Source organism: Chromobacterium alkanivorans (assembly GCF_016937655.1).
Taxonomy (GTDB): domain Bacteria; phylum Pseudomonadota; class Gammaproteobacteria; order Burkholderiales; family Chromobacteriaceae; genus Chromobacterium; species Chromobacterium alkanivorans.
Map to the genome: position 1 here is coordinate 96,883 of NZ_JAFHKL010000003.1, position 26,897 is coordinate 123,779.

The window sequence follows — 26,897 nt, forward strand, 5'->3', positions numbered from 1 at the left end:
GGCCTTCAGGCCAGCAAGGACTCCAGCGCCGCGGCCAGCTTGCCCGCTCCCCGTCGGGCCCAGGCCGGCGCGGCGTTTCCGACGCACAACCTCTCCTCCAGCGCGTAGCCGCCGCGCAGCAGGTGATAGCCCAACCAGGGGACGGGTTCCGGCGCCCAGCGGCGCACCCGCTCCAAACGCCCCTCCGGCACGACCCAGGGCATGGAGGTCAAATCGCCGTCCCGCTCCAGTATCCATTCCGCCAGCGTGCGCCCCATCAGATTGGCCGCTCCCACGCCCTCGCCGCCATAGCCGCCGGCCATGGCGATGCCGGCGCGCCGGTCGTACATGGCGTAGGGGGTAAAGGCGCGCGCCACCCCCAGGGTGCCGCCCCAGCGGTATTGCACCGCCGCCGCGCCCAGCGCCGGAAACAGCTGGCGCAACAGACGCTCGCGCCACGCGAACTCAGCGCCGTCCGGATCAAAGTCCCACTGCGCGCGGCCGCCCAGCCGGTAGCCGCCGCGCGCGCCGAACACCAGACGCCCGTCCGCGCTGCGCTGGCCGTAAGTCACCATCCGGCTGAGATCGCCGAAGGCCTGCCGCCGCGCCAGGCCTATCTCCTCCCACAGCGCCGCCGGCAAGGGCTCGGTGGCCAGCAGCAGGCTCTGCACCGGCAATAGGCAACGCCCCAATAGAGGAAACTGATTGGACGCGCCCTCCAGCGCCGGCACGATGACGTCGGCGCGCAGCTCGCAGCCGTCCAGCCCCGCCACGCCGGGAGCAAGCCGCCGCACCGGGCTGCGCTCGTGAATGCGCCCCCCCAAGCGCGCCGCGGCCCGCGCCAGCCCTTGCGCCAGCCTGGCCGGCTGGATCACCGCGCAATGAGGCGAAAACACTCCGCCGCGCACATCGCGCGCGCCCAGCTGCGACTGCGCTTCCTCGCGCTCCAGCCAACGAAAGTCGGCTTCGCCGTGCCCCGCCCGCCGCAGTTCGCGCAGCCAGCGCCGTCCCGCCGCCTCCTGCTCCGGATAGCGCGCCGCCGCGTACAAGACGCCGCCATGGGCGAAATCGCACTCGATGCCCTCGCGCGCCAATACCGCGGCCACCTCGTCGACGATGCCGAACAGCCGCCGGCGCGCCTGTTCGCGCCGCTCGCCGTCCAGGCCGCGCAAATGGGCTTCCTGCCCGGCCAGCCCGCCGATCAGCCAGCCGCCGTTGCGCCCGGACGCGCCCCAGCCGCAGCTTTCCGCCTCCAGCAGCGCCACCTCCAGTTCCGGCGCCATCCGCTTGAGGTAGTAGGCGGTCCACAGGCCGGTATAGCCGCCGCCTATCACCGCCACGTCGCAGCGCGCGGACTGGGTCAACGGCGGCCAGCGCGGCTCGGCGGGGCTTTGATCCAGCCAGAGACAGGCTTGAGGCTGTGAAGACATCGGCTCTCCTTGTCGCCGCCGACCGGGCCAGGTCCGGCCGCGTCGTCAACGCTGTTATCATGAAGGTCGACCATACCCGTCCATTGCGAGAAGAGCCAGCTTATGGAGATTCTGATCTTTCCCGAAGCGGAAGTGCCCGCCGAACTGCGCATGCAAGTGCTGGCGCTGCAAAACCTGGCCTGGCCCGGCGAGCCGCCGGCCGGCCCCGATCCCGTCCACGACCCGGCGCTGGCGCCGCTGTCGCTGCTGCTGGTGGAGAACCGCCGGGTGCTGTCGGCGCTGGACATTCTCAGCAAGCCGCTGCGCCACGCCGGCGAAGACTTTCAGGCCAGCGGCATCAGTTGCATGGTCACCCAGCCCGAGGACCGCAGCCGCGGCCTGGGGCGGCTGTTGGCCGCCTCCGCGCGCGAAACCATGCAGGCCAACGGCGCCGACCTCGGCGTCTTCACTTGCGACAAGCCCTTGCGGCGCTTTTACCAAAGCTGCGGCTGGAACGAGCTGCCCGGCGCCGTCTTGATCGGCGGCACGCCGGCCGCGCCGTTTCCCAGCAGCCAGTTCGACAAGGCGACGATGGCCTGCTTTTTCAGCGACCGGGCCAAGCGGATGGCCGCGCGCTTCGAGCATTGCGAGATCGCGCTCCATCCGGGGGAAATCGACCGGCTTTGGTGAGCGCGCCCTCCCGCCGCGGCGTCGCGCCCGGCCAAACAACCGTCCGGCGCCGTCAAAACATCGACGCGGAGCGGTAGAATCACGCCTTCCGCCGACAAGCGCCTGTCGCAAGCGCCGCCGGCCCTCTATCCAGCCCAATCCGCAAGCGGCCCGAGCCAACCATGACCGAAGCCTCCGACGCCATCGAAATCGAGTTAACCGCCCCCTACCAGGTCAACGGCGAAGCCGCCCGCGGCCAATCCGTCTGGCTGCTGGCCCGGCTCTGGCACGCCCACCATTTCGGCGACGGCGCGGTGTCCGCCTCCGCCTTGCGGCTGGGCTTTCCCGGCCAGAACAATATCCGCATGCTGATCTCGCGCGCCTTCGCCGATTTCGCGCGCTGGGGCGTGCAAGCGGGCTGGGGCGCCGCGCGCGGCCAGCCCATCGCCACCCTGCCGCTGAACGGGCGCAGCCGAGGCCCGTTCTGGCTGGCGGCCGGCATGGCGTCGCGGCTGCGCTTCCGCGCCGACGGCGCCGAAGTGGAGCGGGATTGGCTGGAGCACTTCCTCGGCCTGCGCCGGGAACGGCCGGAAAGTCCGGCCGGCGACCTGTCCTACCTGATGCGCGATATGCGCTTCTGGCAACAGATGGCGCAAGCGATCCGCGATGAATACGACGGCTTCGGACGCCGGCCCAGCCGTCAGGTGGCGGAATCCTTCCACGTCGCGCGCCAGTTCGCCGGCGACGATTTTCAGCAGGCGCTGGCCTTGATGAAGGAAAGCCTGGCCTGGCGCCGCAGCGCCCAGCTGGACGGCAGCCGCAGCGCGCTGAAACGGCTGGACCGGGTGCTGGACGCCGGCAGCGTGCATCACGCCCACCCGACCTTCGCCGCGATGGCCTGCATCGTCAAAGCCTGGGAGCGTTATTCCCACGGCGACGCCGACGCGGCGCGGACCATGCTGGAGCATCTGCAAACCTCGCCGGAGCTGCAGCCGGTATTCCGCTACAACCCGCGCGTGCGCTTCGAATGCCTGAACCTGATGGCCCTGTTGCACAAGCACGCCGCCACCAGCGGCGCCGGCGTCGCGCGCCAGCAAGGCGAGGCCGGCGCGGCGCTGCAGGCGCTGAGCGGCGCGCTGGAGGCGGCTTACGAGGCGGATTCCATCGACGCCGCCCAGCATGTGGCCGCCAATATCGGCTGGTGCCTGTGGCTGTTCTGGCAGCAGAGCCTGATCGACCCGGAACGGGAACAACAAGTGGGCGCGGTGCAGTTGCAGGCGATGCGCTGGCTTGGGCTGTCCGAATGGATTTGCGACCGCTTCGGCTACGGCAGCGGCTCCGCCTGGAACCTGATCTTCATTCTGCGCATCGCCCGCGGCAACTGCCCGCCGCCGCGCTCGCGCAGCCTGGCGGCCTTCCGCGCCCAACAGCCGCTGTCGCTGGAAACCGCCATCGCGGCGCTGCAGCCCTTGCACGCCTCGCTGTCTCCGGCCAAGGGCTTCAGCCGCTGGTCCGCGGCGGCGGTTCTGGCGCTGGACGAGCAGCTCGCCGGCAACGCCGCCTTCCCGCCCTTGCAGCAAGCCAATCTACTGCTGGAGGCCGCCTGGTTTCTGCTGCATGAGCAAGGCGCCGGCCAGGAGGCCGCCGATGCGCTGTCCCGCCTCCAGGTCTTGCTGCCCTCCCTCCGCCGCGGCGAACGCAGCTTTTTCAACGGCGAGCTGCAGCGGCTGCCGATAGAAGCGTCGCTGGCCTAGCCCTGCCCAAAAAAATAGCCGGCTAAGCCGGCTGAGAACGGATACGACCGGCTAGACCGGGTTCAACACATGCACCGACAGACCGGCCACCGCGCCCTCGGTCGCGGCGATGAAGGCGCGCAGCGCCGGCGCGTCCAGATGCCGGTCCAGCGCCGCCTTGCTTTCCCATTTCTCTATCACCACCAGGCAGTCCGCTCCAAACGGCTGCGGCGAATCCGCGTGGTCCAGAGCCGGACCGTATTCGATGCAGCCCTCTTCCTCGCGCACCTGAGGCACGATCGCATTCAGTTCGCGCAAGATCTCGGCGCGCTGTCCCGGCTTGGCGGTAATCACGGCAACGACATGCAACATGGCAATCCTCACAAAAGTCGACGACACGCGGCCGCGCGCGTTTGCGACGGCCGCTGGAATACGGCAAGCGCGGGGGAAAATGGTTCGCCACCGCTGGCCGCGCAATGGGAGATTCGGCGGAATCAACCGCCTCAGTTTGACCGCGAAGAGGGATGATATTAGAAGGATTTCTAATATTTTTAGAGAGAAAATAAAAAAAGCCCTGCAAATGCAGAGCTTTAAATATTTGATACTTTTGGAATTCTTTGGTCGGGGCGAGAAGATTCGAACTTCCGACCCCCTGCACCCCATGTAGATGGGCGCAGAAAGATCAAAGGAAAACCATTAAAAAACAAGTAGTTACAAAACCACCGCTTGCCGCTACAAGTCCGGTTTTGGCATTACAGGGCATTACTCCGACCCCAAGTCCCCGCAAAAGTCCCACACACTCCAAACCATATGGACTCTTCAAAAATGATGACCACCTCTGCACTACAAGTGCTAATCAGCAGCTAAACAGCGTCACTAACATAAAGACGATCTATCTCACCATTCTTCACAATTGCCTTAGCTTTGACAACAATAGGTATCCCATGAGCCAAGCTCTCTAAGTATCGGTTGTTAGGCAAAACAAAAGCAGGGTCTGTTACATCCGCACGTATCCTTGAACCTGAATCATCCCCCACGATACGCACCTTACCAGCTTGCGCCTCTTTATCTAGCTCAGTAAAAATGACTTCCCAGTCTTGAATCCCTGTCAACTGAGCATCTTCGTCTGCCGTTAGAATTGCGTCTCTCATCGGCTTGTCAACAACAACTACATTTTTCTCCGCCTTATGTCCTATCGTCAGAGTATTACACTCCACCCCAACCGGCTCCACAGCAGAACGAACTGATGGGCGCAGGGAGTCAGCCATTCTGTCAATCGTCGACAATAGGCGGTCTACCGTTTTTTGATCACGATTGCCCAGCTCCTGAATAGCCTGCTCCAACCGTTCACTTAAAAGTTTCATTTCTTCACGATTTCCACTTGCCTTAGTCACAACGTAGGTAACAATTACACCTAATAAGCTGCCGGCAAATCCACTGAAAATCTGACTTTGCTTTGCAAACTCAATGAGAACTGGCAACTCAAAGCACTTAGCTTCAGCCTCTTTAGCGTAGACTTTAACAGAGTGAGTTCCAAACTGTTTAGCATACTCCCCCCCAGTTACGCAAAAGTGAGAAACCACCGCCAGAATACGAGCCACACCTTGTATCGATCCTCCAAGAGCAAACAAGTCCATCTTATGCTCTTCAGCGGACTTCCCATCATAAGTAATAGGTAAACAAACAATTTCCATACAAAGGCCCCTTGTGTTCACAACAATATGACATTGTACACTTTGCAGGGGTGACTCACCGGGATGATTCTACGGCCTTGAAAAATTAACTATGCTGGCAAAACCATTCTCGCCAACAAAAAGCCCGCCTTGATCGACGGGCTTCGCTCAGCCTTGCACCAAGCATGGACCAATTCAGCCACAAATCACTCCATCATGGCGCAACATACAAGTCCTTAAACATTAGGATTGATTGACGATTTCTCTGCTGCCTTTTTTGCCTCTCTTCATGCTCACACCTAACGAAGCCATTACTTGTATAGAAACCTAGAACACGTTCTTCTGGCAATGAATCAAGTGTAAGAAGTCTTACAGCAGACATTCCCTTTGCTGCAAACACCATACCCTCAATATACTTCATCAGTTCACGTCCAAGACCAGTTCTTTGATATGCTAGAGACACGGCAAACTTTGTCAATTTGACCGCAGGGAAGTCCCTCGTGACAGGCATGAAAGGCAAGCCCAACTCCCCTGTCTCACCCCCAGTCAGTCTAACAACATCATTGGACAGAGAGAAAAATGCAGATGGGCTGGCCATATCACCCTCAACCCACACTACTGTAGTTGTAGTAATGCCATGCTCAGCATAGTCTCTCGCTTCTCGCTTGAGGAACTCATCCAACGACGCATTTCCACATGAGAAACCTGCTAATTGAGCATCATTAGTTCCAATTACAGGCACGAAAATGAAATCAAACGACATAATGGCCAGTCCGCAACATAGGCAAGACTGGCCATTTTACAAAAAAAAGACACTGGTGTAATCATGAAAACATCATGAAAACCATTCTTTCAATGATCTACTTGCTATAGTCACCACCCTTTACAAACGCTTGCTGAGCAAGCTGGGCGTACTTTGTTAGATCATTTTGACGCGACTCAGACAGCCGATTGTTCTGAACAGCACTAACCAGCCGCTGACTCGCACCCTGGCTTAATACAGGGGTACGTTCAAACACTCTTGGCTTCGCTGCCATGATAATCTCCACTCGGTCAAATAACACAAAACGGTCAATGCTACTGCAACAAGACGCCGCTGTAAACAAAAAGGTCAATCAAAACATCAGCTTCCACAGAAATCGCTCGATTCAGCCATCAGAGTATGGACTTACATACTCTAGCCAACAAGCAGTTATGCGCACTTGCCACATATGATGTTGCATCATGCATACACCATAGTTTCATCGACCGTACTCAGCCTCCACTGCAAGTATGCCTACACTATAGGCCCTCCATCAGTTGACAAAGTTCATTTTTTCTCACTTTCTATCACATCTACCAGAGCCCGTTCCCTCAACACGCATTGCCCATACTGCCGCGCCAGCTGCAAGTACTGAACCGCCAGATCATCCCAGCTATCAGTTAGTGGCGGGCCTATCTGCGGTGCTGGCGCGGTCAGGTTGTGCGGCAACGATGGCCGCGTTGACGTCGGCGACGCCGGCGGCGAGCTGGCGCAGCCGCTCAGCATCAATACGGCAGTCAGCAGGTAGGGGGACAAGCTTTTCATGCGTTCGATACTCCACGATTCGGGTTTGAGATTTGCCGGCCAGGGCGTCGGCTTGCTCTTGCACGCGAAGGGCCAGGCCGTCCAGGCGCTTGGCCTCGGCGGCGAAGCTGGCCAGCGCCTGGCGCGCTGCGGTCAGTTCGCGGTCAGCCTGCTGGCGCTGCTCGACGTCGCCGCGCGCATCCCAGCCCAGCCACCAGGCGACGCCCAACGCCACCAGGATCGCCAGCTTTTTGAGCACCAGGGCGCGCATTAGCGAACCCCCAGCAGCACCGCCGCCACTGCCCGCGCCAGTTCTGTTTTTTTGGCTTGGTACGTCGCCAGCTCCGCCGCGTTACTGATAAAAAACAACTCCACGATCACACCGCCGGCATTGACGAACGCCAGCCGCCCGCGCGGGGTTTTGCTTTGGTCTATCCAACCCTGCTCACCGCGCAACGGACTACCCAGCACGCCGGCAATAGCGGCACTGATGCGCCGGCTGACATCACGCGTCGCCGGCAGCGAGATAGACTCAACGCCGCGCGCCTGCGGGTTAACTGCCGCGTTGCAATGAAACTCCACGGCCAGACCGACGCCGCCGGCCAGCTTCACCGCTTCGGCTAGCGGCTTGTTGTCGCTGCCCTCGCCGTCCGTCAGCGCATCCGCGCCGGCCTGGCGCAACTCATGCGCTACCAGATTGCGAAACTCGGCGGCTATATCGGCTTCACGATAGCCGTTTGCCACCGCACCAGGATCAACATTGCTGTGGCCAGCAGATACCAAGATTTTCATGTGATTACCCTCTAGAAATGAAGAAGCCCCGCATCGCGGGGCTTGGATTGAATGGATGGATTAAATGGTCAGCGGTAGGGCTGCGGCCGACGCAGCACGTCGCACACATTGCCGCGCGAACGGAACACCGCAATGCAGAGGAAAAGATTGATCACCAGGGCACCAGGGCCAACAGTCGCCCGGCCCGTAAAGCCTTCCAGTCCGGCCCAGGCAGAGGCCAGAATCAAGGCATAGGCAAGCCAGCAAGCCCAAGGCCGATGCCGATGCCGCGCGCCGTCGCGGCGGAACATCAACAGGCGGGCGCAGATCGCAACGCACACCACGGCATTTACAACAGCAATCGCGGTCATTTTTTGATCTCCCACGGCGCCGCCGGCGGGCCGGACTCGAACCGTCGAATGAAGCCCTGAAGAATGCGCACAGAAACCGCGCTAGCCAGCAGCGCGCCGGCGCTGTCCGGCACGGTCAAATCACGCTGGGTTATCGCATCCACCGCCGCATCGATGATGCCGGCGGCGAAGCGTGCGCAGATCGTACCGATGACGACCGAGACGAACAGATAAACCACCCGCTCGACCCAACTGTAATCCCTCGCGCTCAGCACGAACACGGCACCACCGGCAAACGACGCGAACAACACCCCGTCATTGAGATAAGGCACAAGCGACGCCGCACCCAACACCCCCGCCATTACTGCCGCGCCACCGCTCGAAACAGGCTCAGACATAGATTCCCCAAAAAGTTAGGGCCGGTTTTGCCGGCCCTTGTTGATTTGATAAAGGTTGTTGCCCACGATGGCGATGTACATCGCACATAACAACGCATACGCTGGCCAGGGTGGGCGCAACAGCACGCAGCCCAGCAACAGCGCCAGCTTGGTCAGCAGCAACGCCGGCAGCACGCCCACACGCGCCATTAACCGCGCCAGGTGGCCGTTAAGCTCACGAGCGCCCAGGCGCTTGAGCGCGTACACCGTAGTCGCTACGTCAAGCAGTTGGAGCAGCACCGCCAGCACAATCAAGACCGTCATTGTTTACGCCCCTCCAGTTCAATCACCCGATGCGACAAGAAATCAATTTGCGCTGACAGTTCTTTAATCGCCTCCACAAATAAGCCCGCCATATTTCCATAAGCCACCGACAGCGTTTTATCATCATCCGCCGTTTCAATTACTGCCTCCGGCAGCACCCCCAAAACCTCTTGAGCAATTAAACCCGTTTGCCGGCAATGCGTGTCCAGCCGGTCATAGGTATAGCCGCCCAACTGCTTGACCTTCCCCAGCGCATTATCAATTCGGTGGATATTGGTTTTTAGGCGGATATCCGACAAGCCCGTTACGCTGCCCGCTGCCGTCATATTTCCATTTTTGGCATTAACAGACCAACGCCAAGCGCCTGCGCTCCAACCACCAAGGCCAAATAACCCATCTTGGCGAAGGCCCAACTTCACGGCGTAATTTCCTTGGCAATGAAATGCCATTGCCGCCGTTTCATTATCACCCGTACCGTTTGTTACATTCCTAACCTCCAAACCAGACCGGGAACTACCTCCCATATCCGTGTTTACCTGCCCGGTCTTAATGGTATCACCAGCCGTAATAACCCCAGGCGCCTCATAATTTCCACCCGTCCACGAATGGCTATATGTCGAATCACCGCCTCCAGCCAAATGCATTACGGCAGAAACCACCCCGGTATCACTCGAATTTGCATGCACATCAAACGCACCCAAATGGCGCGTTCCATGCTGAACAGCCCGCCAAACCGCATAGGCAGAGTTATTCATTGGGCAAGACAACACAATTGATGCTTGCCGCTGTCTCCAATCAGCATAAGCCCCGCCGGCAATTGAGGAGAGAATCGAACCTGCAAATGACTTCTCCCCCTTTATTACTTGCGCTGTATCTATGGTTACCGGATCAAGATTCCCAGAGTTCCAAACCGTAAACCACTGATTCCAGGATTTTGCATCGCCATCATGAGTTCTAAAACGCAACAATGATCCGCCATGACCATACGCCGCGTTAAACTGGCACCCGTATGTTTTACTCGTTCCCAAACCTCCAAATGCCAAGAACGGCCCCCACACATCGGATGACGTCCCGTAATTGAACCCCATCTCGCCCGGCTGGACGTTATCCATTGTCACGCCGTCGTATGCATCTATTCTATCTCTACGCTGCCGAATGAAATTCCCATCATTTCCGCTGTGCCACATCCTATTCTTGCGACTCCCGACCCCCTGCCAAGAGTCCACCCCATCCCGAGCAACACGGAAATATATTTCATTCCCGTACTCCGCCAACAGTTGCAAACGCCTGGCGCTGCCGAGCGCAACAGAGAAGTCCACCAGCAAATCCGTTGCCCCCTCTCGCCGAACAGGGTAGACCCCCATTGGCAAAGCGCCATCCTGCTGGCCGTCGTTCACCTCCGCACGCACCATCACCCCATCAGCGCGGACCCTTGCAATTCCACTACTCAGCGCCCGCCAACTCGGCACCTCGCGCGCCACGCCATCCTCGCCAACAATTTGCGCCGTGTCGCTATCGGGATTGAACACCGACTGGAACGCCTTAATCGTGACATAGTGGATGCGCTGATATTTGGATAGCTCCGCCGCCAAGCTCGCCCAGTCCGTAGCCATTTACTACCCCTCACAATGGAAGAAGCCCCGCTATTGCGAGGCTTCGGATATTTTGATTTGACTTGATTAATTCGCTTTAGCATGTCGGCCACCTCCGGCGGCGCACCGGGAAACGCAGCAACAAACTTCCATAGCGCATCCAGCTGCTCGCAAACATCGGGATATTCCGCCGACCTAAGCGGGCCATGATCCGGCGTGAAGTGGATTTTCTTTTTCATGGCCACTGCGCCATAAAAACAGCCGCTTGCAATGGCCAAGCGTGCACCTCCACACAATATTCGCCCGGAGCACCAAACGACAGCGCGCATTCTTTTTCAAGGCAGGTATAGGACTCGCCATTAATCACAATGCGGCACGGTGCCGGCAGGCCGCGCAGATCAAAGCCCACCAGACGCGCCGGGTTTGTTGGACGTGGCACCACCTTCCCCTGCAACACATATTGCGTATGCGGGTCCGCCACGCCTTGAATCACGCTTTTACCGGCGGCAATATCCAGGGCGATGTTTTCCGGGCGTCCGGTCCCAAATTGCAAAACCCGGCCTGTAGCCGGGTCATATTCGATCACGTCCATTTAATTACCTCCTGAACAGCACGCAACCATAACGGATGCTGGCAATTGATTGCGATTGCGGCACGCCACGACACCCTACCCGCACCGATTCACCCGCGCTCACATTCAGCACAATCAAAGCGCTTTGGCTCTCTCCACTAATCGCCCTATCCCTTGCATATAAAATGCCGCCTTTATTAAGCGGCGGCGGCAACTCGGCAAATACCAACATCGTCCCAGAGTCAGAGCAATAGAAGTTGAAACTATAATCAAAAGAGTTCACCCAGCCATTACTTGAAATAGTCCGAGTGTCCGCCTTAGTCACGGCTTCACCCTTAATTTGCATAGTATCCACTTGCAAATTACGGATATACGCCGCGTCCATGCCGGACATATCCACCACCACCTGACCGGCGCCGTTTTTAATCGTCAGCCCACGGGTGTCTATCTGACCAACCGAAAGCTGCCCTTTTATATACGCCGCCCCCATGCCGTTCATATCGGCAACGATATTGCCCTGCATATCCCGAATCGTCAGCCCCCGGCTGTTGATCTGGGCCGCGTCCACCGAGCCCTCCACCAACACCCGACGGCCAACCAGGGAGCCATCCGCCACCAAGTCACCGGCCAGCACCAGCACCGGCCGGCCGTTGACGCTACCCAAGACGAACACCTGGCGGGAGCCGTTGCCGTCTGGCAGCGAGATAGCGAAACGATCCGCGAGGAAGTCCACCGCGCTACCATTCGCATCCGCGCGCAGCCCAAAGCCAGCGACTTTGCCGCCGGCCGAGACTTTGAGCACCTTCTCCGCCAACACCCCATCCACCACCCGCGCGACGTCTTTAATCGTTGACGTTTGACCATTTACCGTGGAAGTCAAAGCGGAAACCGTTTCCGCCATCGCCTTGTTCTGGTCTGCGCGTACAGTTGATTCATTCAGAATGGCCGCCGTATTGCTTCCCACTTTCACCGCCAGCAAAAGCCGGTCCGTCGCTTCCTGCCGTAAACCATTATTGACGGCGCGCAGTTCGCGCTTTGCAAACGCGTAGTTCTCCCCTTGGGTTTTGTGCAATTCATCGGCGGTCAGCACCTGGCGGAGATGGGCCTCAATCAACGAGTCCACGCCGGATTGAATATCCGGCAGGCGCTCCAGCGGCTCGCGCAGCGACTGTTGCAGTTGCTCGCTAGTTAGCCCGCCCTTCAACTGATCCAGAATCACCGCCGGGTTTCGTTCCACCTCGCCCCGCGCCTCTACCGCGGCGCCAACGTTGCCCCAGGTGTCCACCACCCGCAGCTGGTAGCGCACAACCGTCCCGGCCATCAGCCCGACATGCACCCAGCTTGACGTAGGGAAGGCCAGGTCCACCAGCTTGAACCAGTTGCCGCCATCCATAGAGGCGAACAGCTGCACACCACGCAAATCCGGCCGCTCCGGGTAGAGCCAGCGCAGGCTGATTTGCCCGCCCTCCCCGGTCGCAACAAATGCCGTCGCTGCCGGCGGTGGCAGGGTGTGGCCCCGCACGGTCAGCGAGGCGAAAACCGGCGCCGAAACACGGCCATTGGAAAAAGCGGCCGTTACCATCACCTCGATGTCAGCCGGGTCAACCACCCAGCTATAAGACGAGTCGGACAGCACCACAGTTGACCAGGCCCCGCCGGCGCGGCGATGTTTCAGTTCGTAGCTGATCGCCCCCCGCAGCGTTGGCCACACTGCGGACACTTCCGCCACCCGGCGGCCGTCGCCGCTTAAGCGGCTGGACTCGGACAAGCGCAGATAGCCCAGCGCCGGAGGCAAGGTAATGGCGCCACCGCCCCCGGCTACGTCGCCACTTTCGGCGGCGTAGTAGGCCGGCACGTCATCAATAGCGATGAAACGGACGTTGTCTTGCGAGGGTTTGACGTCAACGATTTTGACGCGCCGCCCAGGCTGGGCGCCGACGTCGTAAAACCACATCCAGTCATAGGGCAACGCGTCGGATTCGTCCGGCACCGGCAGGACGCCGCCGGCGTCGTCCGCCGGGATCAGGTCCCGCAAGTCCAGTGCGTCGGACTCGCCCGCCCCAGCACGAACACGGTATGTCGAATACCGCCCATCCGGGAAACGCACTCCCACCCAGGCGTTAGCGCCCAGCGGCACCGCCTTGTCCAACTGCAAGCGGCCACGCGAGCCGCCCAGCAGGCGGCCGGAATAGGACCAGCTGGCCAGGTCATGGCTCAACAGCACAACATCGCCACGCGTTGCCACCAGGCCCTCTATATCGGACTCCCATGACACGCGGCGGCGGTGATGGATCTGAGACGCGGCAATGAGATTGGCCTCTCGCCCCGCCATGCCCGCATCGCAGCAGCCGACGAAATCCAGCGAAACCGGATTAGTTGGCGACAGCACTCCCGGCACGCCCACGCGGACTTGATCCGCCTGAAAGCCTTTTTCGGGATTGACGAAGTTGACAATAACCTCGTCGGCGGTTTTCTCGTTCGCATACTCGATGCGGAACGAGCCGGGCCGGATGTTAGACGGCCCAAACACCGCCGTTACCGGCAAGTCCGCCGCATCCCAAATCACGCCGAGCCGGCCAGTCTGCCATGTGTAGCGCCCCCGCCCACATCGGGCTATCTGATTCAACACATCGGACGTGCTGCACTCCCGATCCAGCACCATCGACACGGACAGCTTTTTGGCATCGCACCACGCCGCCCAGGCTTTGATAGCCTCCAACTCAATGCGACCATCCGGCAGGCCGGCGCCGTAGAGGCGGCGCCCTTTTGCATCGAAACCACCCCGGCTAAACCACAAAAACCACCAGGCCGGGTTTGTGGTATGCCGCACCTCCCAGCCCGAGCCCGTCCAAACCGGGCAGGATGCCGCCGCCACCGCGCTAAGCTGTTCAATCACCCCATTCAGTTGGCTGCTGGCGCGAACCTTCAAAGCTACCCTGCGCTGGCCTGTGTAGTCGGTCTGGTCATTGCGATAAGACCGAAGCGAAGCCATGGCAAAGTCGTTTTTTTCCCGCGCGCTATTCACGTCCCCGCTGGTTTTGCGGATGCGCAGTTCGTATTGCCCCAGCGGCAATTCGTGATACAGCGTCCGGCGAACCGGATTAGTGCCGTTGCCCGGCAAAACGTACTGACCGTACTTATCGCCGCCGTAAGCCTGCCAAGTCCCCTCCGGCAGGCGGCGGTATTGAATTTCGCAGCTGATGTTGCGGGCATCCATGCCACCCTCGTCATTGCCGTAGTACGCGACGCCTTGCAGGTCCACACCTATGGCTATCGTGTCGCGTGGCAGGCCACGCACCACCCAGCCGTCCACCGCACGAACTTCCCGCCCGGTTTCGCTATTGACGTTGCCAAAGATGGCCGGCAGCTTGCCGGCCGCATCCGCATGCACCAGTTGCACATCTTGATAGCTGGCCAGCGGCGTGTCGCCAATGCGGAAATCGTCCAGCGCCAAACCTGGCTGAAGGCCGAAATGATAGGTTTGGTACAGGTATTGATCCTGGCCGACAAACTCCGTAAACGGCTTGCCTGCCAGGTCTGGCACGATCTTGTGACGGCCGATCACCAGCGGCATCGGCGCAAACTGTCGCGCTTGGTTACGCGCGCCGGACAACGCATAGGTAGGGCTGATCTTGCCGGCATCGCCAGACAACCCGCCCACTTGCGGAATGGGCGGTGGCAACAGCGCATTGATCAGCATGGCGCCGCCGATCATAACCAGCGCCGCCCCCGTAGTCGCGGAGATACCCAGCGTCGCAGCCAGCATCACGCCCACTTGCGGCGCGACAAGCACAAGCGCAATCATGGCTACAGTCCGCAGCAGCTTGCCGCCACCGCCGCCGCCGCGGACCACCGCGCGGATTTCGATGTAATCACCCTGGCGCAGCCGATACTTGCGCCAGTCGCTCACTTGACGATGATTCACCAACACCGACAGCGGGCCCGGCGCTACTTCGATCTGGCAGCGCTTGAGATAGCCGCCCAGCGTTTCATTTCGCAGGAACGGCAGGTAGGCCACCTGGCGGCCGGCGCCGGTCAACGGATGCGGCAAATTTACCAGCCGCGGCAGATCGTTTACCGCCATTTGTAAAACCCCTCTACTTGATAACCCCTCAAGCGCAGATCGCGCAGCCGCTGGCGGATGACAAAGCCGGCCCCTTCGTCCGCGTGCAACACCCACCATTCGCCCGCCAGCCAGCACATGACGCCGATGTGTTGCAAGCGGCCGCGAGACTCCAGCAACACCGGCTGAGCCTCCAGCGGCTCGGCCACGCGCTCGGCCAGTTCTGGCGCGTGATGGCAGATCAGCGCATTGCGGCCGAACACGCCCGCCCCAGCCCGGCCCGGCAGCGCCACCACCACGCCCAGCACCTCCGCCGCCACACGCTCGGCCAGCGCCGCACAATCAGCCACACCCGCCACGTAATCACGCCCCACATACACATCAGACCAATGCCCCATCACGCCCCCTTAAAACAGCGCCGGCGCGGTTTCGGGCCGGTAATACACCGTCACCGCCGGCTGGTTCAGGGTGTCGGCAAAGCCCAGGGTGCCGGACACCTTGCTGTGGTCCATGCTCAAGCCGGACAGATCCATGGTCATGTCGAATTCCACCAACTGCGGCGTGCTCTGCATCACCTGCAAAATCCGGCACGTCGCGCCCGTGCCGCCGCCGCTGATCTCAAGCCACTGGGTCAGCTCGCGGCCGATGTTGTCTATCTCCAGTTTTGCCGACGGCAAGCGGTTGTCGGTGTCGTCCGGCAAGGTGACATCGAAGGCGCAGGCAATGAATTCATTGCCTTCCACCACAATGTTTTGCACGTCGTTGACCAGCCGAACCGGCAGCGCCAATTGCGGATGCCGGATTTCCAGCAATACCAGCATTACGTCTTCGGCGGCGGTGGCGTTCATCGCCTCCCGCGCGGCCTGCGAATATCGCCTAGTCATCCCTTCCCCCTAAAACAAAGCCCCGCAATCGCGGGGCTATCCTATGGTTTCTATCTGTATCTGCGCCTGCCAGCGCCCGACGCCTTCCCGCTGCCAGCGGTAAGGGGGCCGGGTCCCGGTCATTCGGGCACGCTTGCGCACGCCGTCCACCGGGTCCAGCCAGTTGAACCAGCTGGCGCCGCCGTTGGCGTCGTGACGGAACCAGGCGTCAAACCTGGCCTTATCCGCATCGCTGGCCACCCGCATCGTGACGGACCGGGTTATCACCGGCACAGAATAGCGGCGGCGCTGCTTTGCAATGCCGCCGTCCATTTCCGTTCTGACCAGGCCATAGTCCGGCTCTTCCGCGTAGCCCTCGGCCAGCATCAGCGCGTAGTCTGGAAAATCAATCATCGTCTTGGGAAACCTCGTTAGCAGAGCATTAGCACTTCGTTAACATTCCGTTAGCACTTTGTTAGCGCCTTGGCAGCATGGACACCGCATCCCGCACCGGGCCGCCGCGGCGCAGATCATCCAGCACCACGCCAATCACCCATTCGCGGCCATCAAACTGCGGTTGCGATGCGGTGGCCTGTACTTGCTGGCTGGACTTGTTGACCACCTCCACCCGCACCGACAGGCGCCCGCCGCCATCCCTCTGCGCAGCCGGCGACGGCACCGAAAAACCGGCCGCGTTGGCGGAGGCGCGACCCACGCCGCCACCCGTTGCCAGACGCTTGGCATTGAGCGCATGCAACACATTGACGCCGTAATGATCGACCGCCGCCGCCTTGACCACATATTCCCCATTCGACAACATCGCCGGGATGCTGTCGCTTGTGGCGGTGCCAGGGCCAAACACGGGCCCACCGACGGAAAACGCACCGGGAGACGTGCCCGCCACAATCGGCGCCGCTGCGCCGCTGGTCTGGAACATGCCGGCCATCAGGCTATTCATCCCACTGCCCAGGATGCCGGCCATGGCGGCGCGTATTTGAATGCGGATCAAGTCTTCAATCACGCTGTTGGCCAGATCAGAGAACGACAGCTTGCCGGTTGTCACGAACTTGGTTAGCGCATCCTCCATGCCGCCAAACGCGCGGCCGAACACTTCCTCCATGCTGCCGGCGATGTTGCCGGCGCGGTCCGCGTAGTTGTCCATCGCGCGGCTGGCGCCTGCGGTCCAATCCCCCGCCGCTTCCCGCATCGCGTCGAAGTGGGCGCGCTGCGATGCCACCATGGCCGCCGTGCTGGCGTCGATCTGCGCCAGCGCCGCGTTATACGCCACCGGGTCAATCAGCTTCAGGTCCAGGTCCTCGGCCAGCCGGCGCTTGGACTCCAGCGCCTTCTTGAACAACTGGTCTATTGCCTCGGTTTCCCGCCGCGCCTGATCCCCCTGGCCAAAGCCCTGCAATTCACGCTGATTGGCGGCGGCCTGCTCCGCCGCCTGCTCACCCAGGCCGGCCATGACTTCACGCTGTCGTTTCTGGAGCTTCTCCGCCTCCTTACCCAGGTCCGTTTCGGTCATGATCAGTTTTTCAACCGCGGCGCGGTATTGATCAATGTCGATCTTTCCCTGGCCGAAGACCTTTTGCAGCACCGCCAGCTTGTTGTTGTAGGTGGGGCTGATGCCGGCGGACTTGTTGATCAAGTCCGCGACTTGCTCCATGTCGCGGGCGGCCAGGCGGGCGGCCTTGTCAGCGGCGGAACGCCCCTCTTTTTCGTAGTTTTTCTTCAGTTCCGCCGTGCGCGCGTTGTGACGCTTCAGCGCGTTTTGATACTCGGCGCTGCCTTGATCCAGCCCGGCCACAGCCCCCTGAAATGCCAGCTTTTCTTCTTCAAGCGCTTGCTGGTATTTCTCGCTCTTGGTCTGATTTTTGCCATCTTCCAGATAGCTTTGCAGCCGGTTATCAAACTTGGCCTTGAGACGCGGGCCACCGATCCCCTCGCCGGCGCCCTTCTTCTCCCCGCTGTATTTGTCGTACAGCGGCTTCAGCGCTGCCTCGCTCTCTTTTTCCAGCCCTTGGGATAGCGCTTCCCTTGCTTCGTCACGCAGCTTAACGGCGGCGGTGATGCGTCGTTGATGCTCGGCGGTAGCCTCCGCCGTAATCTTCCCCTTCTGGACGTACAGGTCCCATTTCTTGCCGTACTCGTCCACCTGCTGTTGAGCTGACTTGAGTTCCTGCTTCAACATCGGAACGCTGGCTTTAGCCAAAGCGGCCTGAATACGCTTTGCCGCCTGCTCGTTCTTCGCTGCGGCATTGCCCGCAGCGGCCGCCAGGTCATCCCAATAGAAGATCAAGGCGCCGATTGCCAGTGTGGCCACCCCCAAAGGCCCCCCCAGCAACGCCAGCGCATTGCGAGCCACGCCCATCCCCACAGCAGCCGCCCGCGATGCCAAACTGGCACTGTTTGCCGCAACCACATACTGGTTTTTGGCCACCCGCGCAGCCTCGGTTGCTACCGTTGCCTGCCCAAATGCCGCAGCCTCCACCTTGGCAGCATCTGCCACAACAACATTCGCAGCGGCAAGGCGCGCGTCGGCTTCCGTCAACGCATTGCTCATTGCCAAAGCACGGCTCTGCGCGGCGGTCAGCCGCTGCTGTTCCGCTGCCTCGATGGCGGCCGCTGCCGCCACATCAGAACTGGCCGCCGCATTGGCCAGTTTGGCCGCCTGCAAGCGCTGATAGCTGGCCGTGCTCTTGATGGTTTCCGCATCCCTCGCCCGCTCGGCGGCTGCCAGTTCCGCAGCGGCAACTTTCGCAGCGGTGTCCGCCTCGGCCCGCATCGCCGCCGCCATGGACTGCGCCCGCGATTCTTCAATCTGCCTGACCGCAGCTTGAGAAAGCGCAGCATCCAGCGCCAGTTTTTCGCGGTCTGCCGCCAATGCTGCTACGGTTTGCGTAGCCCTGACCGATGTAGCGCGCGAACGCTCAAGCTCCGCCATCGCGGCGGTCTTGTCCATTTGGGCACGTCGCAAAGCAGTGTCTGCCGCCAATTCATCGGCTTTTGACGACTGCCGCCAGTCACTGACATTTTTGACCGGCTGGGCGATGGCGGCACCGACCGCGCCGCCCATCTGGGCGACCTTGACGGCAGCGTAAGCCCCCGCCAGCGACATCAACAAGTCTCGATGCTGGTACAACGCCCGGCCTGCGGCGCCGGCCATGTCCCCCGCTTGCACCAGGCCGGAGCTGATGGACTGCAAGCCCTCGACAAACTGGCGGCGCTGGCCGTCATTCGCCAGCGCGTCGTTGAAGCCATCCAGCCAGCCCTTGGCCGCCGTGCGCAGCGGCTCCACCCCTTCCGCAGCGGCTGTTGCGGTGGCTTCCGCCGCCGCCTCCATCAGGCCCGGCAGGGTTTTGGCATAGGCCACGCTACTGGCCTCAAAGCCCTGCATTCTGTCCATCAAGAACTTGAACAGATCGCCGCCATTTTTTTTGACCTTGTCCAGGTCCTTGTCCGTAATGCCCAGCGCCACGGCCAGCGTGGAGCCGGCCGAGGTAATCCCACCTTGCACCAGATCGCGGATTTCCTGAACCACCTGATTCGCCGGCACGCCCAGGGATTTAACCGCGTTGGTTCCCACCACGGTGATTTTGCGCAGCTGGTCCAGCGTCATGCCGGCTTTTAAGCCCGGACCCAAAATCGCCTGAAACACGCCCACCAGGTCTTCCGCATTCGCCGCCGTCACCGCCGCGTCCGCTGCTAGCTGCTTGGTGATTTTCCCCGCCATCTCCATGGACTGGGCAAACGTCAACGCCTTGCCGTCGGCCAGGGCCATACTGGTCAACGTGCCGGACATGCCGACTTGCATCACCTCCATTTGATTGGCGAACTGGAAGCCCATTGCCGGGACGGCTTGGAACTTCTCTACGATGGAGCCCAAAGCCCGATCCAGCACAATGAAGCCGCCCAGGGCGCCCACCATCGCATTGAGCCGGCCAAAAGACTGGCCCAGCTTTTCCACGCTCTCCGCCCCAGAGCGGGCGCGGGACTCAATCCGGCCAAAGCCGGCATCCACCAAGCCCTGCAAGCCGCGCATGTCCCGGCTGAGCGCAGCAAAATCCGCCCGCACATCTATCACTACCGAACTTACCGCCGCGCCGGACATAATCCCCCCCTTCACTCGTTCCAGACTTCCAACATCGCCAGTTCCATCACGCGCAGATCGTCCAGCAGCCCAGCCCGCTCCGCCTGCGGCACCGCCCGCATGTCCAAGACGGCGCCCACCGCCTCATAACGCAACCCCACCACCCCACCCATTCCGCCTAGTTGCCATTGCGTCTGGCAGGCGCGCATCAGCTCCAGGGCGGGCACGCATTCCGGCCACACCTCTACATCAGCCCCGCCCCGCGCCATTGCGCGGCCGATGTCGCTTAGTTTTTTTCGCGGACGCCGTAGGCCAATTCATTCAGTGCCGTCCAAATGCCGCGGCTGAAGGCAGCGCCGTCCGGCCCTGTCACCAGCTTGCGCAACACCTCCATGCTGAATGGAACCGCTTGGCCGGCGGTGTCTTTTACCCCGCTCCAATCGGTCAGCACCTCGGCGAACTTGTCCACGTTGGAGGCCAGCATCTCAGGGAAGCCCAAATCGTCCGAGCTGGCGCTATTGGCCAGTTCATGCAATTGCGCTGGGCTTCGCCGGTTGAAAACGCCGATAAACTCGAAGTCCTGAAATGTGCCGCCATCTGCCGGGATCGAAACCTTGATAGGCCATTGAATGCGAAGGTCTTCTTTAATCACGAAAGCCATTTTAAAACCCCATAAAAAAAGGCCCGCCAAAGCGAGCCAAGTTATTAATACCTATTGATTAGTTTTGGACTGCGACCAACCTGCCATTTTCAAAATACAAATACTGATATCCCGAATAAACCCATTGCTCGTTTACCCCATATTCCGTAACGGTGCGTCTCTTGTATTTAGGGGCACCCCAAGACGATGACAGCACATCATCTTGATTCATCCCAATCGAAACGCCCTCGCTTCTTTTCTGCGCTCGCACCTCATTCAGGGCCTGCGCTGCCGCTTTAACGCCCTCTTTTTTTATCGCGTCAAGTCTGGCGCTATATTTTTCAAATAGCTCTTTGTCGTAGCCTTCCAACAGTTCCACAGCAACAATCCGTCGCTCTGTTTTTTCTGTTTTGTCCTCTATTGTCTTGACTAATGATTTAATTGATTGCTCTTTAATCATTGCAAGAAAATCATTATCAACTAAATAGCGTTCACAAACTCGAACACCATCTAATGCTCCCTCTACCCCTCCAGACGCCACCGCCTTCATAAACGCTTGCTTACGCGCAGGCTCTTCGGAAATACAGTTATCCCGTATTTTCTCTTCCACTGTGCGATGGTCTACTTCTGCCTCTAATTCAACCCCACGCGAGCACCCAAGCAACAAAATTGCAGTTACAAAAATATACGTGCGCATACCCTCTCCGCATGACATACCTCGGCCAAGAGGGTAGCACACATGACAAACAACTCAAGCGCAGGGCGCTTAAATCGCCTGCTGGGCGACAAAGAATTGACTAACGCCGTCCCCCACCTTCGCCGGGTCCATCAGCAACTTGCCTTCCAGATCCGACTTGCTGAAATCATCGGTCATCAGGTCCAGACCACCCGCCCCCAGGCGGCAACGCCAGCCACGTACCACCATCGGCGCGCCGCCGTCCGCAGCGTTCAGGCCCTCGAACAAGAGTTCCAGCTCCACGTTGGCCTTAGTCAGCGCCTCGATCTGGTTCATATCGCGCGATGTGTAGGTGATTTCCAACTTCGTGCCGGCATCCACCACCAGGCCGGCATCACCACTGCTCAAGATGCGAATGCCGGCCGGCGAACGGGTATAGTCGGTGTTCTCGGTCAGGTCCTTGGCGGCGGCGCCCTTTCCATCTGCCACCGTCTTGACCGTCACCGGCTTGGTCCAGTCAATGATCTTGCCGACCGGCGCCAGCGCGCCAGGGTAAGCAGTGACGGTTTCCTTCATCTCCCCCGCGGGGACCTTCTTGTGTCCACCCTTGAGCAACAACGCGATCACTTCCGGATGGAACTGGCTGATACCGCCAATCGACAACTCCACGCTTTCCACCTCGGTCAGCGAATCCAACTGACCGCCGGCGATGGTCTGGTTGTTCATCAGCTGGCTTTCCTTGGTCACCGGCTTGAGCGACAGCTTTTCCAGATTCAGCAGCGAAAAAAAGCGGCTCGTGCCGCGAACGGCAACGGACAACGTCCCCTTGCCTTTGTACGTGTAGAGTTTTTCCATGTCGTTCCTCACAAATTGACAATGTATTCGATGGCCAGCGGGATGCGAGTAGAGCAGACCACCGCCAGCGGGGTTTCCTGATCAAACACGGAGCCGCCCAGGGTAAGGGACTCGAAGCCACCTAAGCCGGCGTCGCCCAGCGTCAGCAGTACCGCACACAGCGCCTGCTCCTGATCGTCCAGCGGCGCGAAGCGCCCGGCGCCCTCGCCATACAAATCGATGGACAGCTGGAGCCGGCGCCGCAGCGAGGCCGCAGGGCCGCCGCGGATCACTTCCAGAATGTCGTCATCAAGCCGCGCCAGGTTGACCGCCGGCAAGTGGTCCTCTTCGAACGGGTTTTCCCGGTCCAGATACAGCGCGACACCAGGTAGCAGCACCGCCTTGATGCGCTCAAAAACCAGTTGCTGGAGTTCGGTACGGCGCTTCATGGCTTCACCTCGCGCAGATCGAGCCGCCAGTCACCCATAGGCGTGCGCTGTGGCTTGCCCTTGATTTCATACTTGCCGCCACGGGCGGAAACGGGCTTGCCGGCCAGGCGGCTGCCAGCCGGCATGTTTTCGTCTTGCACGATCAGCCAGCCGCGGCAGCCCTCGGCCAGCACCATGCCGTCCATGACCAAGCTGTTTTCCTCGAACAGGTAGACCATGGCAGGCACTTCCTGGCCGTCGATCATGACCAGTCCCCCGAAAACCTCACGCCGGCCCAGCCGCTGGACGGACGCTTGCAGGCGCTCGAGCGCTGAAGCCATCAGACTGCTACCGTGGTTGCCGCGCCATTCAGACGCACGGCGCAGAGCGCAGCACCGTTGCCGGACACACCCGCCGCCGTGCCGATCAGGTGCGCCCCCTTGGCCTTGGCGCCGCACAGGTTGCTTGCCGGGTCAAAATAGACTGCATCGCCAAAGGCGAACGCCGCATCCGGGGTTTTGGGCAGTTCATAGACGCCGCCGGGATAGGTGGCCACCGGCTCGCCCTTCTTCGCTGCCGTGGCGGCAATGGCAAAATATTGACCCACCAGCACGGCGCCGCCGCTGGCGACGTCATAGGGTGCGGCGATGGTCAGGGCGTTGCCGTTTTGCAGAAAATTGCGCATGTGTGTTGCCTCTAGAAAACACAAAGCCCGGCAAGCCGGGCTTCATGGGGTTGAGTGGGATTACTTGGCGGCCTTGCCGGGGTTGCGGGCGATCCAACGATGGTCCATCAGACCCACCCCCACATCCAGACGCGCCTTGACTTGCACGCCGTCCACCTCGAAACCTTCCTGCGACGAGGTGTAAATCCCTTCCTGGCCTTCCAGATAAGCGATTTCGATGGTGGGCGCGTTAATCGGGTCCGCCGCCAGATACCAGCCGGTTTTGCTGGCGCGGGCAATACGCGGGTCCGTAATGATCTGGTATTCCCCAGCGATGGGGTTCAAATCGTCCACCTTGGTGGCCGACACAAAACCGATGGAGCGCTGCGCCTTCAGTTTGAGGGTACGCGGCACCAGCAGATATTTGCCGGACAAACTCAGGTCTTCGCCGCTGCCTGGCTCGGTTTGTTGGCCGATCAGTTGGTCCAGCTCGTCAATCGTGTCAATGCTGAGTTCAGCAGCGGCGCCTTGATTACCGTGGGCATCATCAAATAGCGGCTTGCCATCCGACAGCCGGGCCGCACTGCTCAGTATCAGGCCCCACACCAGATTGCTTTCGAGGTTGGCGGCAGAGCGGCCGAAGCCGGCAGACAGATCGTTGAACACGCTAAGATCGTCGTTGATGATCACGTGGCGGCTGATGTTGATGATGCGGCCGAAGGTGCGCAGCTTGTAGCGCTCAGCGGTTGCATCATTCAACTGGCCAATCTCGAATTCGCCCGCCTCGTTGACCTCCTTCAGCGCCACCGCATGGCCGACCTGCAAGCGAGACTGCTCCTTGAAGTCCGGCGCGGAGGTGCGACGCACCAGCGGCCAGAAGGTTTGTCCGGCCAGGGTGTAGCCCTGCATCATCGAACGATTGGCCACGTTGGCCAGAATGACAGTGAAATCACTGGTGGTTTGCATGCCGCCGCTGCGGTTGTTGTTGAGGGCCAAATCCACCAGCTCCGGCCGGCTCAAGCCGCGCACGTTGCCGCCGGCCTGCTCCACGCATTCGCGGGCCATATCCGACAAGTTCATGCCGCGGAACTGGCGGGCCATGTCGCGGGCCTCGTCGCTGCGTTCGACATTGGGGAAGGCGCGCATGTGGATGGCCTCGGCCATCGCGCTGCGGCGGGTTTCGGTTTCGTCGCGCAGCGTCTGGACGTTGGCATGGCTGCGGGTTTTGTTTTGCTCGCTGTCTTCCGCCATTTTGTCCAGCACCAGGGCGCGCGCTTGATTGATGTCGCACTTGGGGTCGTTGTACATGGAGCGGAAGAAATCAGCCCCCAGGAAGTTGTAGGCCGATTCCAGCTTGCGAATCTGGCCTTGGCGGTCGTTTTCCTCCTTGGCACCCAGGGCGCGGATTTCTGTGGCGTCCGGCTGAGCGGGCGGTACGTTTTGCGGTTCGTTGTTCTGCGGCATTGCGTTGTCCTCGTTGAGATTGCGTGTTTGTTGCTGCGGCTCTACCACGGCGGCGGCCGGCGCGGCCTCGATGTAACGCACCGGATACGACGGCGCGGATTCGGGCTTGGCGCCACGGATGCCGGCGTCCGCATCCGCCGGCACCGGCACCAAGCTGATTTCGTAGGGCTCCCAATCGACAGCCAGGTAGCGGGCAACCCCGCCGTCCGGGTCCTCGGTGATTTGGTAAGCGTGGACAAGATAGCCCACGCTGACGTTGCGGATGATTCCCTCCACCACGTCCCGCCATATTGGTTCCACCTGCTCGCGCCGACTGAAACGCACCAGCGAGCGGCCTTTGCCCTTTTCCAGCGTGGCCCACTCCACCACCCCAAGCTGGCCGGCCAAGCTCAGTTGAAAGTGGGTATCCAGCAGCGGCGCCCCATTGTTGAGGCGGTCCATGCGCACCGCCGTGGGCTCCATCGACAGTTCTTCATCGAATGGCCGCCAGCGGTTCCAGTCGAAGCGGCGCACAACGGCGCCGGTAGACCACACCAATTCGACGGTCCGCGCCTCCTCGTCGATGGTCCCCACCTGCGCCCGCACGCTGACCAGCGGCAGGCCATTGCGGATGACCAGTTCCGGCGGGGCGGCCCCGTCCGGCGTTTTATCTGGCATTTGCTGCCCTCCATAGAAAAAGCCCGCCGAAGCGGGCTCAGGTTTCTGTTTTGTCTTTCCGATTGACGGGCGGCTCGGTGTCGAAGCGCCCGGCCAGGGTGACAAGGTTGTTCAAGTTGATGGGGATGCCCAACTCTTCAAGCCTCTCGTAATCCGCCGCCAGCTCCGCCCACATTTGCTGTGGGTCCATGCCTCGGCGGCGGGCCAGTTCCGACAGGCTCTTGGCGCCGCTGGCCACTTCCAGCAACTCACCGATCATGTCTTTCACCGGGTCAACCCAATCCCAGCGCGGCGTCGTGAAGTCCAGATCGAAGTCTTCTTCCAGCTCGCCCAGGCCGGCGAGCTCCGCCGCCTGCAGGAAGTAGCGGACCATCGGTTCACACAAGCCGGGTATGAAGGTCAACCACTGGAAGCCCTCCGCATTGCGCCGGAACTCCAGCAGACCGGCGCGGGAACTGGAATAGTTAACCTGGCTGTAATCGCCGGTCAGCATTTCGTAAGTGACCCCACTGCCCGCCGCCAGCGCCCGGCGCTGGTCCCGCGTGTAGTCGGGATAGCCTCCGGACGGTGTGGGCTGGCCGAAGGTAATCGACTCGCCGGCACCCAGCCGTTTGATGATGCCCGGCGCGACTTTCTCCACCGTGCGGCCGTCCTGCTCTTTGCTGACGACGCCGACGCCGCTGGCGCCGGTATCTGCCCCGGAAATGAAGGCGGTAAAACATGCCTCCACTTTTTTGCGGGTTAGTTCGGCGTCTTCATAGTCGTCCAGGTCCCGCGCCCGCATGATGACCGGCGCCAGTTCCGGCACCCCGCGCACCTGGCCGGGGCGGGTTTTGCGGAACAGGTGGATAACTTGATCCGCGGGGATGCGGCGCGAGGTGGCGGAACGGCTGAGACGGCCAAGCTCGCCGGGGTGGCGATCAAACATCCAGTAGAATTGCAGCTGCCCAATGGCGTTGTACTCTTTGCCGCCGATGATGTAGCCGCCCCCCTTCAGGTCTTGCGTTTTCTCGCTGTCCAGGTAGTCCGGCTCCAGCACCTGAAATTGAACCGGCACAATGAGCTTGTCCTCCTTGCGGCGCCAACGCACCCGAACCAGTACTTCCCCGCTTTCCCACATTGTCCGGGCGGCCAGCGCTTGCAGCCCGTACAGGTTCAAGTCCCCGTCCGCGTCGCATTGCCGGCTGTTGGCCCAGCGTTTGTACTTCTTGCCCAAGCGCTTGTGACTGGTCAGGTTGCAAGTGATGCCCTGGCCAACAACATTGCCCACCCAACTTTCCAGCGCCTTTTTGCACCACGGGTTATCCCGCACCAGGGCTCGGCTACGATTGCGCAGCACCGCCAGGGATATCAGCGCCTCGCTGTTGGCCGATGTGCCGGGCGTGTTCCATCCCGCAGTACGCCGGCCGCGCTTGGCGCCTTCAAAGGCCCTGATATGCTCCATGGCCTGGCGGGCCTGCCAGCGCCGGACGCCCCAGAGAGGGGAGATTGCCCCGATTACGGTATCCAGTAGGTTCATGG

29 protein-coding genes are annotated in these 26,897 nt (G+C 60.9%); 3 read left to right on the forward strand and 26 right to left on the reverse strand.

The features are described 5' to 3' along the window. Window positions 1–5 precede the first annotated feature (5 nt). The gene (locus tag JW897_RS06245) at window positions 6–1,409 is read right to left on the reverse strand and encodes an NAD(P)/FAD-dependent oxidoreductase (protein WP_205465506.1); all 1,404 of its coding nucleotides are present in this window, start codon (window positions 1,407–1,409) and stop codon (window positions 6–8) included. A gap of 102 nt (window positions 1,410–1,511) precedes the next feature. Here JW897_RS06245 and JW897_RS06250 point away from each other — a divergent pair, with 102 nt between their 5' ends. Both JW897_RS06250 and JW897_RS06255 read left to right on the forward strand, forming a co-directional pair. Continuing rightward, the gene (locus tag JW897_RS06250; protein ID WP_205465507.1) at window positions 1,512–2,078 is read left to right on the forward strand and encodes a GNAT family N-acetyltransferase; all 567 of its coding nucleotides are present in this window, start codon (window positions 1,512–1,514) and stop codon (window positions 2,076–2,078) included. Window positions 2,079–2,239: 161 nt separating this feature from the next. Further along, window positions 2,240–3,811, forward strand: a complete 1,572-nt coding sequence (locus JW897_RS06255) for a hypothetical protein (RefSeq protein WP_205465508.1) — start codon at window positions 2,240–2,242, stop codon at window positions 3,809–3,811. Between the two features lie 51 nt (window positions 3,812–3,862). Here the strand turns inward: JW897_RS06255 and JW897_RS06260 are convergent, their stop codons facing one another. Further along, window positions 3,863–4,162 carry a putative quinol monooxygenase gene (locus JW897_RS06260; protein WP_205465509.1) on the reverse strand — a complete coding sequence of 100 codons (300 nt, stop codon included), beginning with the start codon at window positions 4,160–4,162 and terminating at the stop codon, window positions 3,863–3,865. On the opposite strand from JW897_RS06260, the gene JW897_RS06265 reads away from it, so the two are divergent. Continuing rightward, entirely contained in the window at window positions 4,161–4,457 is a 297-nt protein-coding gene (locus tag JW897_RS06265) for a hypothetical protein (RefSeq protein WP_205465510.1), read from the forward strand. The genes JW897_RS06260 and JW897_RS06265 overlap by 2 nt on opposite strands. Before the next feature lie 196 nt (window positions 4,458–4,653). Here JW897_RS06265 and JW897_RS06270 read toward each other — a convergent pair whose 3' ends face one another. The 24 genes from JW897_RS06270 to JW897_RS06380 all read right to left on the reverse strand — a co-directional run bounded on the left by JW897_RS06270 (window position 4,654) and on the right by JW897_RS06380 (window position 26,895). After that, window positions 4,654–5,484: a DUF7946 domain-containing protein gene (locus tag JW897_RS06270; RefSeq protein ID WP_205465511.1), complete on the reverse strand. Its 831-nt coding sequence runs from the start codon at window positions 5,482–5,484 to the stop codon at window positions 4,654–4,656. Window positions 5,485–5,677: 193 nt separating this feature from the next. Next, on the reverse strand, window positions 5,678–6,226 hold the full coding sequence (locus JW897_RS06275; protein ID WP_205465512.1) for a GNAT family N-acetyltransferase: 549 nt from the start codon (window positions 6,224–6,226) through the stop codon (window positions 5,678–5,680). Between the two features lie 546 nt (window positions 6,227–6,772). Then, the gene (locus JW897_RS24705; RefSeq protein ID WP_476727388.1) at window positions 6,773–6,934 is read right to left on the reverse strand and encodes a hypothetical protein; all 162 of its coding nucleotides are present in this window, start codon (window positions 6,932–6,934) and stop codon (window positions 6,773–6,775) included. Continuing rightward, on the reverse strand, window positions 6,882–7,280 hold the full coding sequence (locus JW897_RS06280) for a hypothetical protein (RefSeq protein WP_205465513.1): 399 nt from the start codon (window positions 7,278–7,280) through the stop codon (window positions 6,882–6,884). Before JW897_RS06280 ends, JW897_RS24705 begins: the two co-directional genes overlap by 53 nt. Further along, window positions 7,280–7,801, reverse strand: a complete 522-nt coding sequence (locus tag JW897_RS06285; RefSeq protein WP_205465514.1) for an N-acetylmuramoyl-L-alanine amidase — start codon at window positions 7,799–7,801, stop codon at window positions 7,280–7,282. Before JW897_RS06285 ends, JW897_RS06280 begins: the two co-directional genes overlap by 1 nt. Window positions 7,802–7,869: 68 nt before the next feature. Next, window positions 7,870–8,151, reverse strand: coding sequence for a phage holin family protein (locus JW897_RS06290; protein ID WP_205465515.1), 282 nt, complete (start codon window positions 8,149–8,151; stop codon window positions 7,870–7,872). Continuing rightward, window positions 8,148–8,528 carry a putative holin gene (locus JW897_RS06295; RefSeq protein ID WP_205465516.1) on the reverse strand — a complete coding sequence of 127 codons (381 nt, stop codon included), beginning with the start codon at window positions 8,526–8,528 and terminating at the stop codon, window positions 8,148–8,150. The genes JW897_RS06290 and JW897_RS06295 overlap by 4 nt, the downstream gene beginning before the upstream one ends. Before the next feature lie 15 nt (window positions 8,529–8,543). Beyond that, window positions 8,544–8,831: a DUF5658 family protein gene (locus JW897_RS06300; protein ID WP_205465517.1), complete on the reverse strand. Its 288-nt coding sequence runs from the start codon at window positions 8,829–8,831 to the stop codon at window positions 8,544–8,546. Beyond that, entirely contained in the window at window positions 8,828–10,444 is a 1,617-nt protein-coding gene (locus tag JW897_RS06305; RefSeq protein ID WP_205465518.1) for a tail fiber domain-containing protein, read from the reverse strand. Before JW897_RS06305 ends, JW897_RS06300 begins: the two co-directional genes overlap by 4 nt. A gap of 214 nt (window positions 10,445–10,658) precedes the next feature. Continuing rightward, window positions 10,659–11,015 (reverse strand): hypothetical protein, encoded by a 357-nt coding sequence (locus tag JW897_RS06310; RefSeq protein WP_205465519.1) that lies wholly within the window; start codon window positions 11,013–11,015, stop codon window positions 10,659–10,661. 4 nt (window positions 11,016–11,019) lie between these two features. Further along, window positions 11,020–15,078: a TipJ family phage tail tip protein gene (locus JW897_RS06315; RefSeq protein WP_205465520.1), complete on the reverse strand. Its 4,059-nt coding sequence runs from the start codon at window positions 15,076–15,078 to the stop codon at window positions 11,020–11,022. Continuing rightward, window positions 15,069–15,455 carry a hypothetical protein gene (locus tag JW897_RS06320; RefSeq protein ID WP_205465521.1) on the reverse strand — a complete coding sequence of 129 codons (387 nt, stop codon included), beginning with the start codon at window positions 15,453–15,455 and terminating at the stop codon, window positions 15,069–15,071. The genes JW897_RS06315 and JW897_RS06320 overlap by 10 nt, the downstream gene beginning before the upstream one ends. Before the next feature lie 9 nt (window positions 15,456–15,464). After that, entirely contained in the window at window positions 15,465–15,941 is a 477-nt protein-coding gene (locus tag JW897_RS06325) for a DUF1833 family protein (protein ID WP_205465522.1), read from the reverse strand. A 36-nt stretch (window positions 15,942–15,977) separates the two neighbouring features. Next, window positions 15,978–16,334, reverse strand: coding sequence for a hypothetical protein (locus tag JW897_RS06330; RefSeq protein ID WP_205465523.1), 357 nt, complete (start codon window positions 16,332–16,334; stop codon window positions 15,978–15,980). A 61-nt stretch (window positions 16,335–16,395) separates the two neighbouring features. Continuing rightward, the gene (locus JW897_RS06335) at window positions 16,396–20,034 is read right to left on the reverse strand and encodes a phage tail tape measure protein (protein WP_205465524.1); all 3,639 of its coding nucleotides are present in this window, start codon (window positions 20,032–20,034) and stop codon (window positions 16,396–16,398) included. Between the two features lie 11 nt (window positions 20,035–20,045). Next, window positions 20,046–20,282 (reverse strand): DUF1799 domain-containing protein, encoded by a 237-nt coding sequence (locus tag JW897_RS06340; RefSeq protein ID WP_275899844.1) that lies wholly within the window; start codon window positions 20,280–20,282, stop codon window positions 20,046–20,048. 17 nt (window positions 20,283–20,299) lie between these two features. Then, entirely contained in the window at window positions 20,300–20,674 is a 375-nt protein-coding gene (locus tag JW897_RS06345) for a hypothetical protein (protein WP_205465526.1), read from the reverse strand. A gap of 58 nt (window positions 20,675–20,732) precedes the next feature. Next, window positions 20,733–21,350: a hypothetical protein gene (locus tag JW897_RS06350; protein WP_205465527.1), complete on the reverse strand. Its 618-nt coding sequence runs from the start codon at window positions 21,348–21,350 to the stop codon at window positions 20,733–20,735. Window positions 21,351–21,419: 69 nt separating this feature from the next. Then, window positions 21,420–22,184 carry a phage tail tube protein gene (locus JW897_RS06355; RefSeq protein ID WP_205465528.1) on the reverse strand — a complete coding sequence of 255 codons (765 nt, stop codon included), beginning with the start codon at window positions 22,182–22,184 and terminating at the stop codon, window positions 21,420–21,422. An 8-nt stretch (window positions 22,185–22,192) separates the two neighbouring features. Continuing rightward, window positions 22,193–22,612 (reverse strand): hypothetical protein, encoded by a 420-nt coding sequence (locus tag JW897_RS06360; RefSeq protein WP_205465529.1) that lies wholly within the window; start codon window positions 22,610–22,612, stop codon window positions 22,193–22,195. Continuing rightward, a complete protein-coding gene (locus JW897_RS06365) occupies window positions 22,609–22,932 on the reverse strand; it encodes a hypothetical protein (protein WP_205465530.1) in 324 nt (107 codons plus the stop codon). Before JW897_RS06365 ends, JW897_RS06360 begins: the two co-directional genes overlap by 4 nt. Beyond that, entirely contained in the window at window positions 22,932–23,276 is a 345-nt protein-coding gene (locus JW897_RS06370) for a DUF2190 family protein (protein WP_205465531.1), read from the reverse strand. Before JW897_RS06370 ends, JW897_RS06365 begins: the two co-directional genes overlap by 1 nt. Window positions 23,277–23,336: 60 nt before the next feature. Beyond that, complete coding sequence (locus JW897_RS06375) at window positions 23,337–25,481, reverse strand: prohead protease/major capsid protein fusion protein (protein ID WP_205465532.1); 2,145 nt, start codon at window positions 25,479–25,481, stop codon at window positions 23,337–23,339. Next, window positions 25,414–26,895 carry a phage portal protein gene (locus JW897_RS06380; RefSeq protein WP_205465533.1) on the reverse strand — a complete coding sequence of 494 codons (1,482 nt, stop codon included), beginning with the start codon at window positions 26,893–26,895 and terminating at the stop codon, window positions 25,414–25,416. The genes JW897_RS06375 and JW897_RS06380 overlap by 68 nt, the downstream gene beginning before the upstream one ends. Between the last annotated feature and the right edge of the window lie 2 nt (window positions 26,896–26,897).

Coding starts and splice junctions, on each gene's coding strand:
- JW897_RS06245 (WP_205465506.1), bottom strand. CDS start 1,409: ATGTCTTCACAGCCTCAAGCCTGTCTCTGGCTGGATCAAAGCCCCGCC.
- JW897_RS06250 (WP_205465507.1), top strand. CDS start 1,512: ATGGAGATTCTGATCTTTCCCGAAGCGGAAGTGCCCGCCGAACTGCGC.
- JW897_RS06255 (WP_205465508.1), top strand. CDS start 2,240: ATGACCGAAGCCTCCGACGCCATCGAAATCGAGTTAACCGCCCCCTAC.
- JW897_RS06265 (WP_205465510.1), top strand. CDS start 4,161: ATGGCAATCCTCACAAAAGTCGACGACACGCGGCCGCGCGCGTTTGCG.
- JW897_RS06260 (WP_205465509.1), bottom strand. CDS start 4,162: ATGTTGCATGTCGTTGCCGTGATTACCGCCAAGCCGGGACAGCGCGCC.
- JW897_RS06270 (WP_205465511.1), bottom strand. CDS start 5,484: ATGGAAATTGTTTGTTTACCTATTACTTATGATGGGAAGTCCGCTGAA.
- JW897_RS06275 (WP_205465512.1), bottom strand. CDS start 6,226: ATGTCGTTTGATTTCATTTTCGTGCCTGTAATTGGAACTAATGATGCT.
- JW897_RS06280 (WP_205465513.1), bottom strand. CDS start 7,280: ATGCGCGCCCTGGTGCTCAAAAAGCTGGCGATCCTGGTGGCGTTGGGC.
- JW897_RS06285 (WP_205465514.1), bottom strand. CDS start 7,801: ATGAAAATCTTGGTATCTGCTGGCCACAGCAATGTTGATCCTGGTGCG.
- JW897_RS06290 (WP_205465515.1), bottom strand. CDS start 8,151: ATGACCGCGATTGCTGTTGTAAATGCCGTGGTGTGCGTTGCGATCTGC.
- JW897_RS06295 (WP_205465516.1), bottom strand. CDS start 8,528: ATGTCTGAGCCTGTTTCGAGCGGTGGCGCGGCAGTAATGGCGGGGGTG.
- JW897_RS06300 (WP_205465517.1), bottom strand. CDS start 8,831: ATGACGGTCTTGATTGTGCTGGCGGTGCTGCTCCAACTGCTTGACGTA.
- JW897_RS06305 (WP_205465518.1), bottom strand. CDS start 10,444: ATGGCTACGGACTGGGCGAGCTTGGCGGCGGAGCTATCCAAATATCAG.
- JW897_RS06310 (WP_205465519.1), bottom strand. CDS start 11,015: ATGGACGTGATCGAATATGACCCGGCTACAGGCCGGGTTTTGCAATTT.
- JW897_RS06315 (WP_205465520.1), bottom strand. CDS start 15,078: ATGGCGGTAAACGATCTGCCGCGGCTGGTAAATTTGCCGCATCCGTTG.
- JW897_RS06320 (WP_205465521.1), bottom strand. CDS start 15,455: ATGGGGCATTGGTCTGATGTGTATGTGGGGCGTGATTACGTGGCGGGT.
- JW897_RS06325 (WP_205465522.1), bottom strand. CDS start 15,941: ATGACTAGGCGATATTCGCAGGCCGCGCGGGAGGCGATGAACGCCACC.
- JW897_RS06330 (WP_205465523.1), bottom strand. CDS start 16,334: ATGATTGATTTTCCAGACTACGCGCTGATGCTGGCCGAGGGCTACGCG.
- JW897_RS06335 (WP_205465524.1), bottom strand. CDS start 20,034: ATGTCCGGCGCGGCGGTAAGTTCGGTAGTGATAGATGTGCGGGCGGAT.
- JW897_RS06340 (WP_275899844.1), bottom strand. CDS start 20,282: ATGGCGCGGGGCGGGGCTGATGTAGAGGTGTGGCCGGAATGCGTGCCC.
- JW897_RS06345 (WP_205465526.1), bottom strand. CDS start 20,674: ATGGCTTTCGTGATTAAAGAAGACCTTCGCATTCAATGGCCTATCAAG.
- JW897_RS06350 (WP_205465527.1), bottom strand. CDS start 21,350: ATGCGCACGTATATTTTTGTAACTGCAATTTTGTTGCTTGGGTGCTCG.
- JW897_RS06355 (WP_205465528.1), bottom strand. CDS start 22,184: ATGGAAAAACTCTACACGTACAAAGGCAAGGGGACGTTGTCCGTTGCC.
- JW897_RS06360 (WP_205465529.1), bottom strand. CDS start 22,612: ATGAAGCGCCGTACCGAACTCCAGCAACTGGTTTTTGAGCGCATCAAG.
- JW897_RS06365 (WP_205465530.1), bottom strand. CDS start 22,932: ATGGCTTCAGCGCTCGAGCGCCTGCAAGCGTCCGTCCAGCGGCTGGGC.
- JW897_RS06370 (WP_205465531.1), bottom strand. CDS start 23,276: ATGCGCAATTTTCTGCAAAACGGCAACGCCCTGACCATCGCCGCACCC.
- JW897_RS06380 (WP_205465533.1), bottom strand. CDS start 26,895: ATGAACCTACTGGATACCGTAATCGGGGCAATCTCCCCTCTCTGGGGC.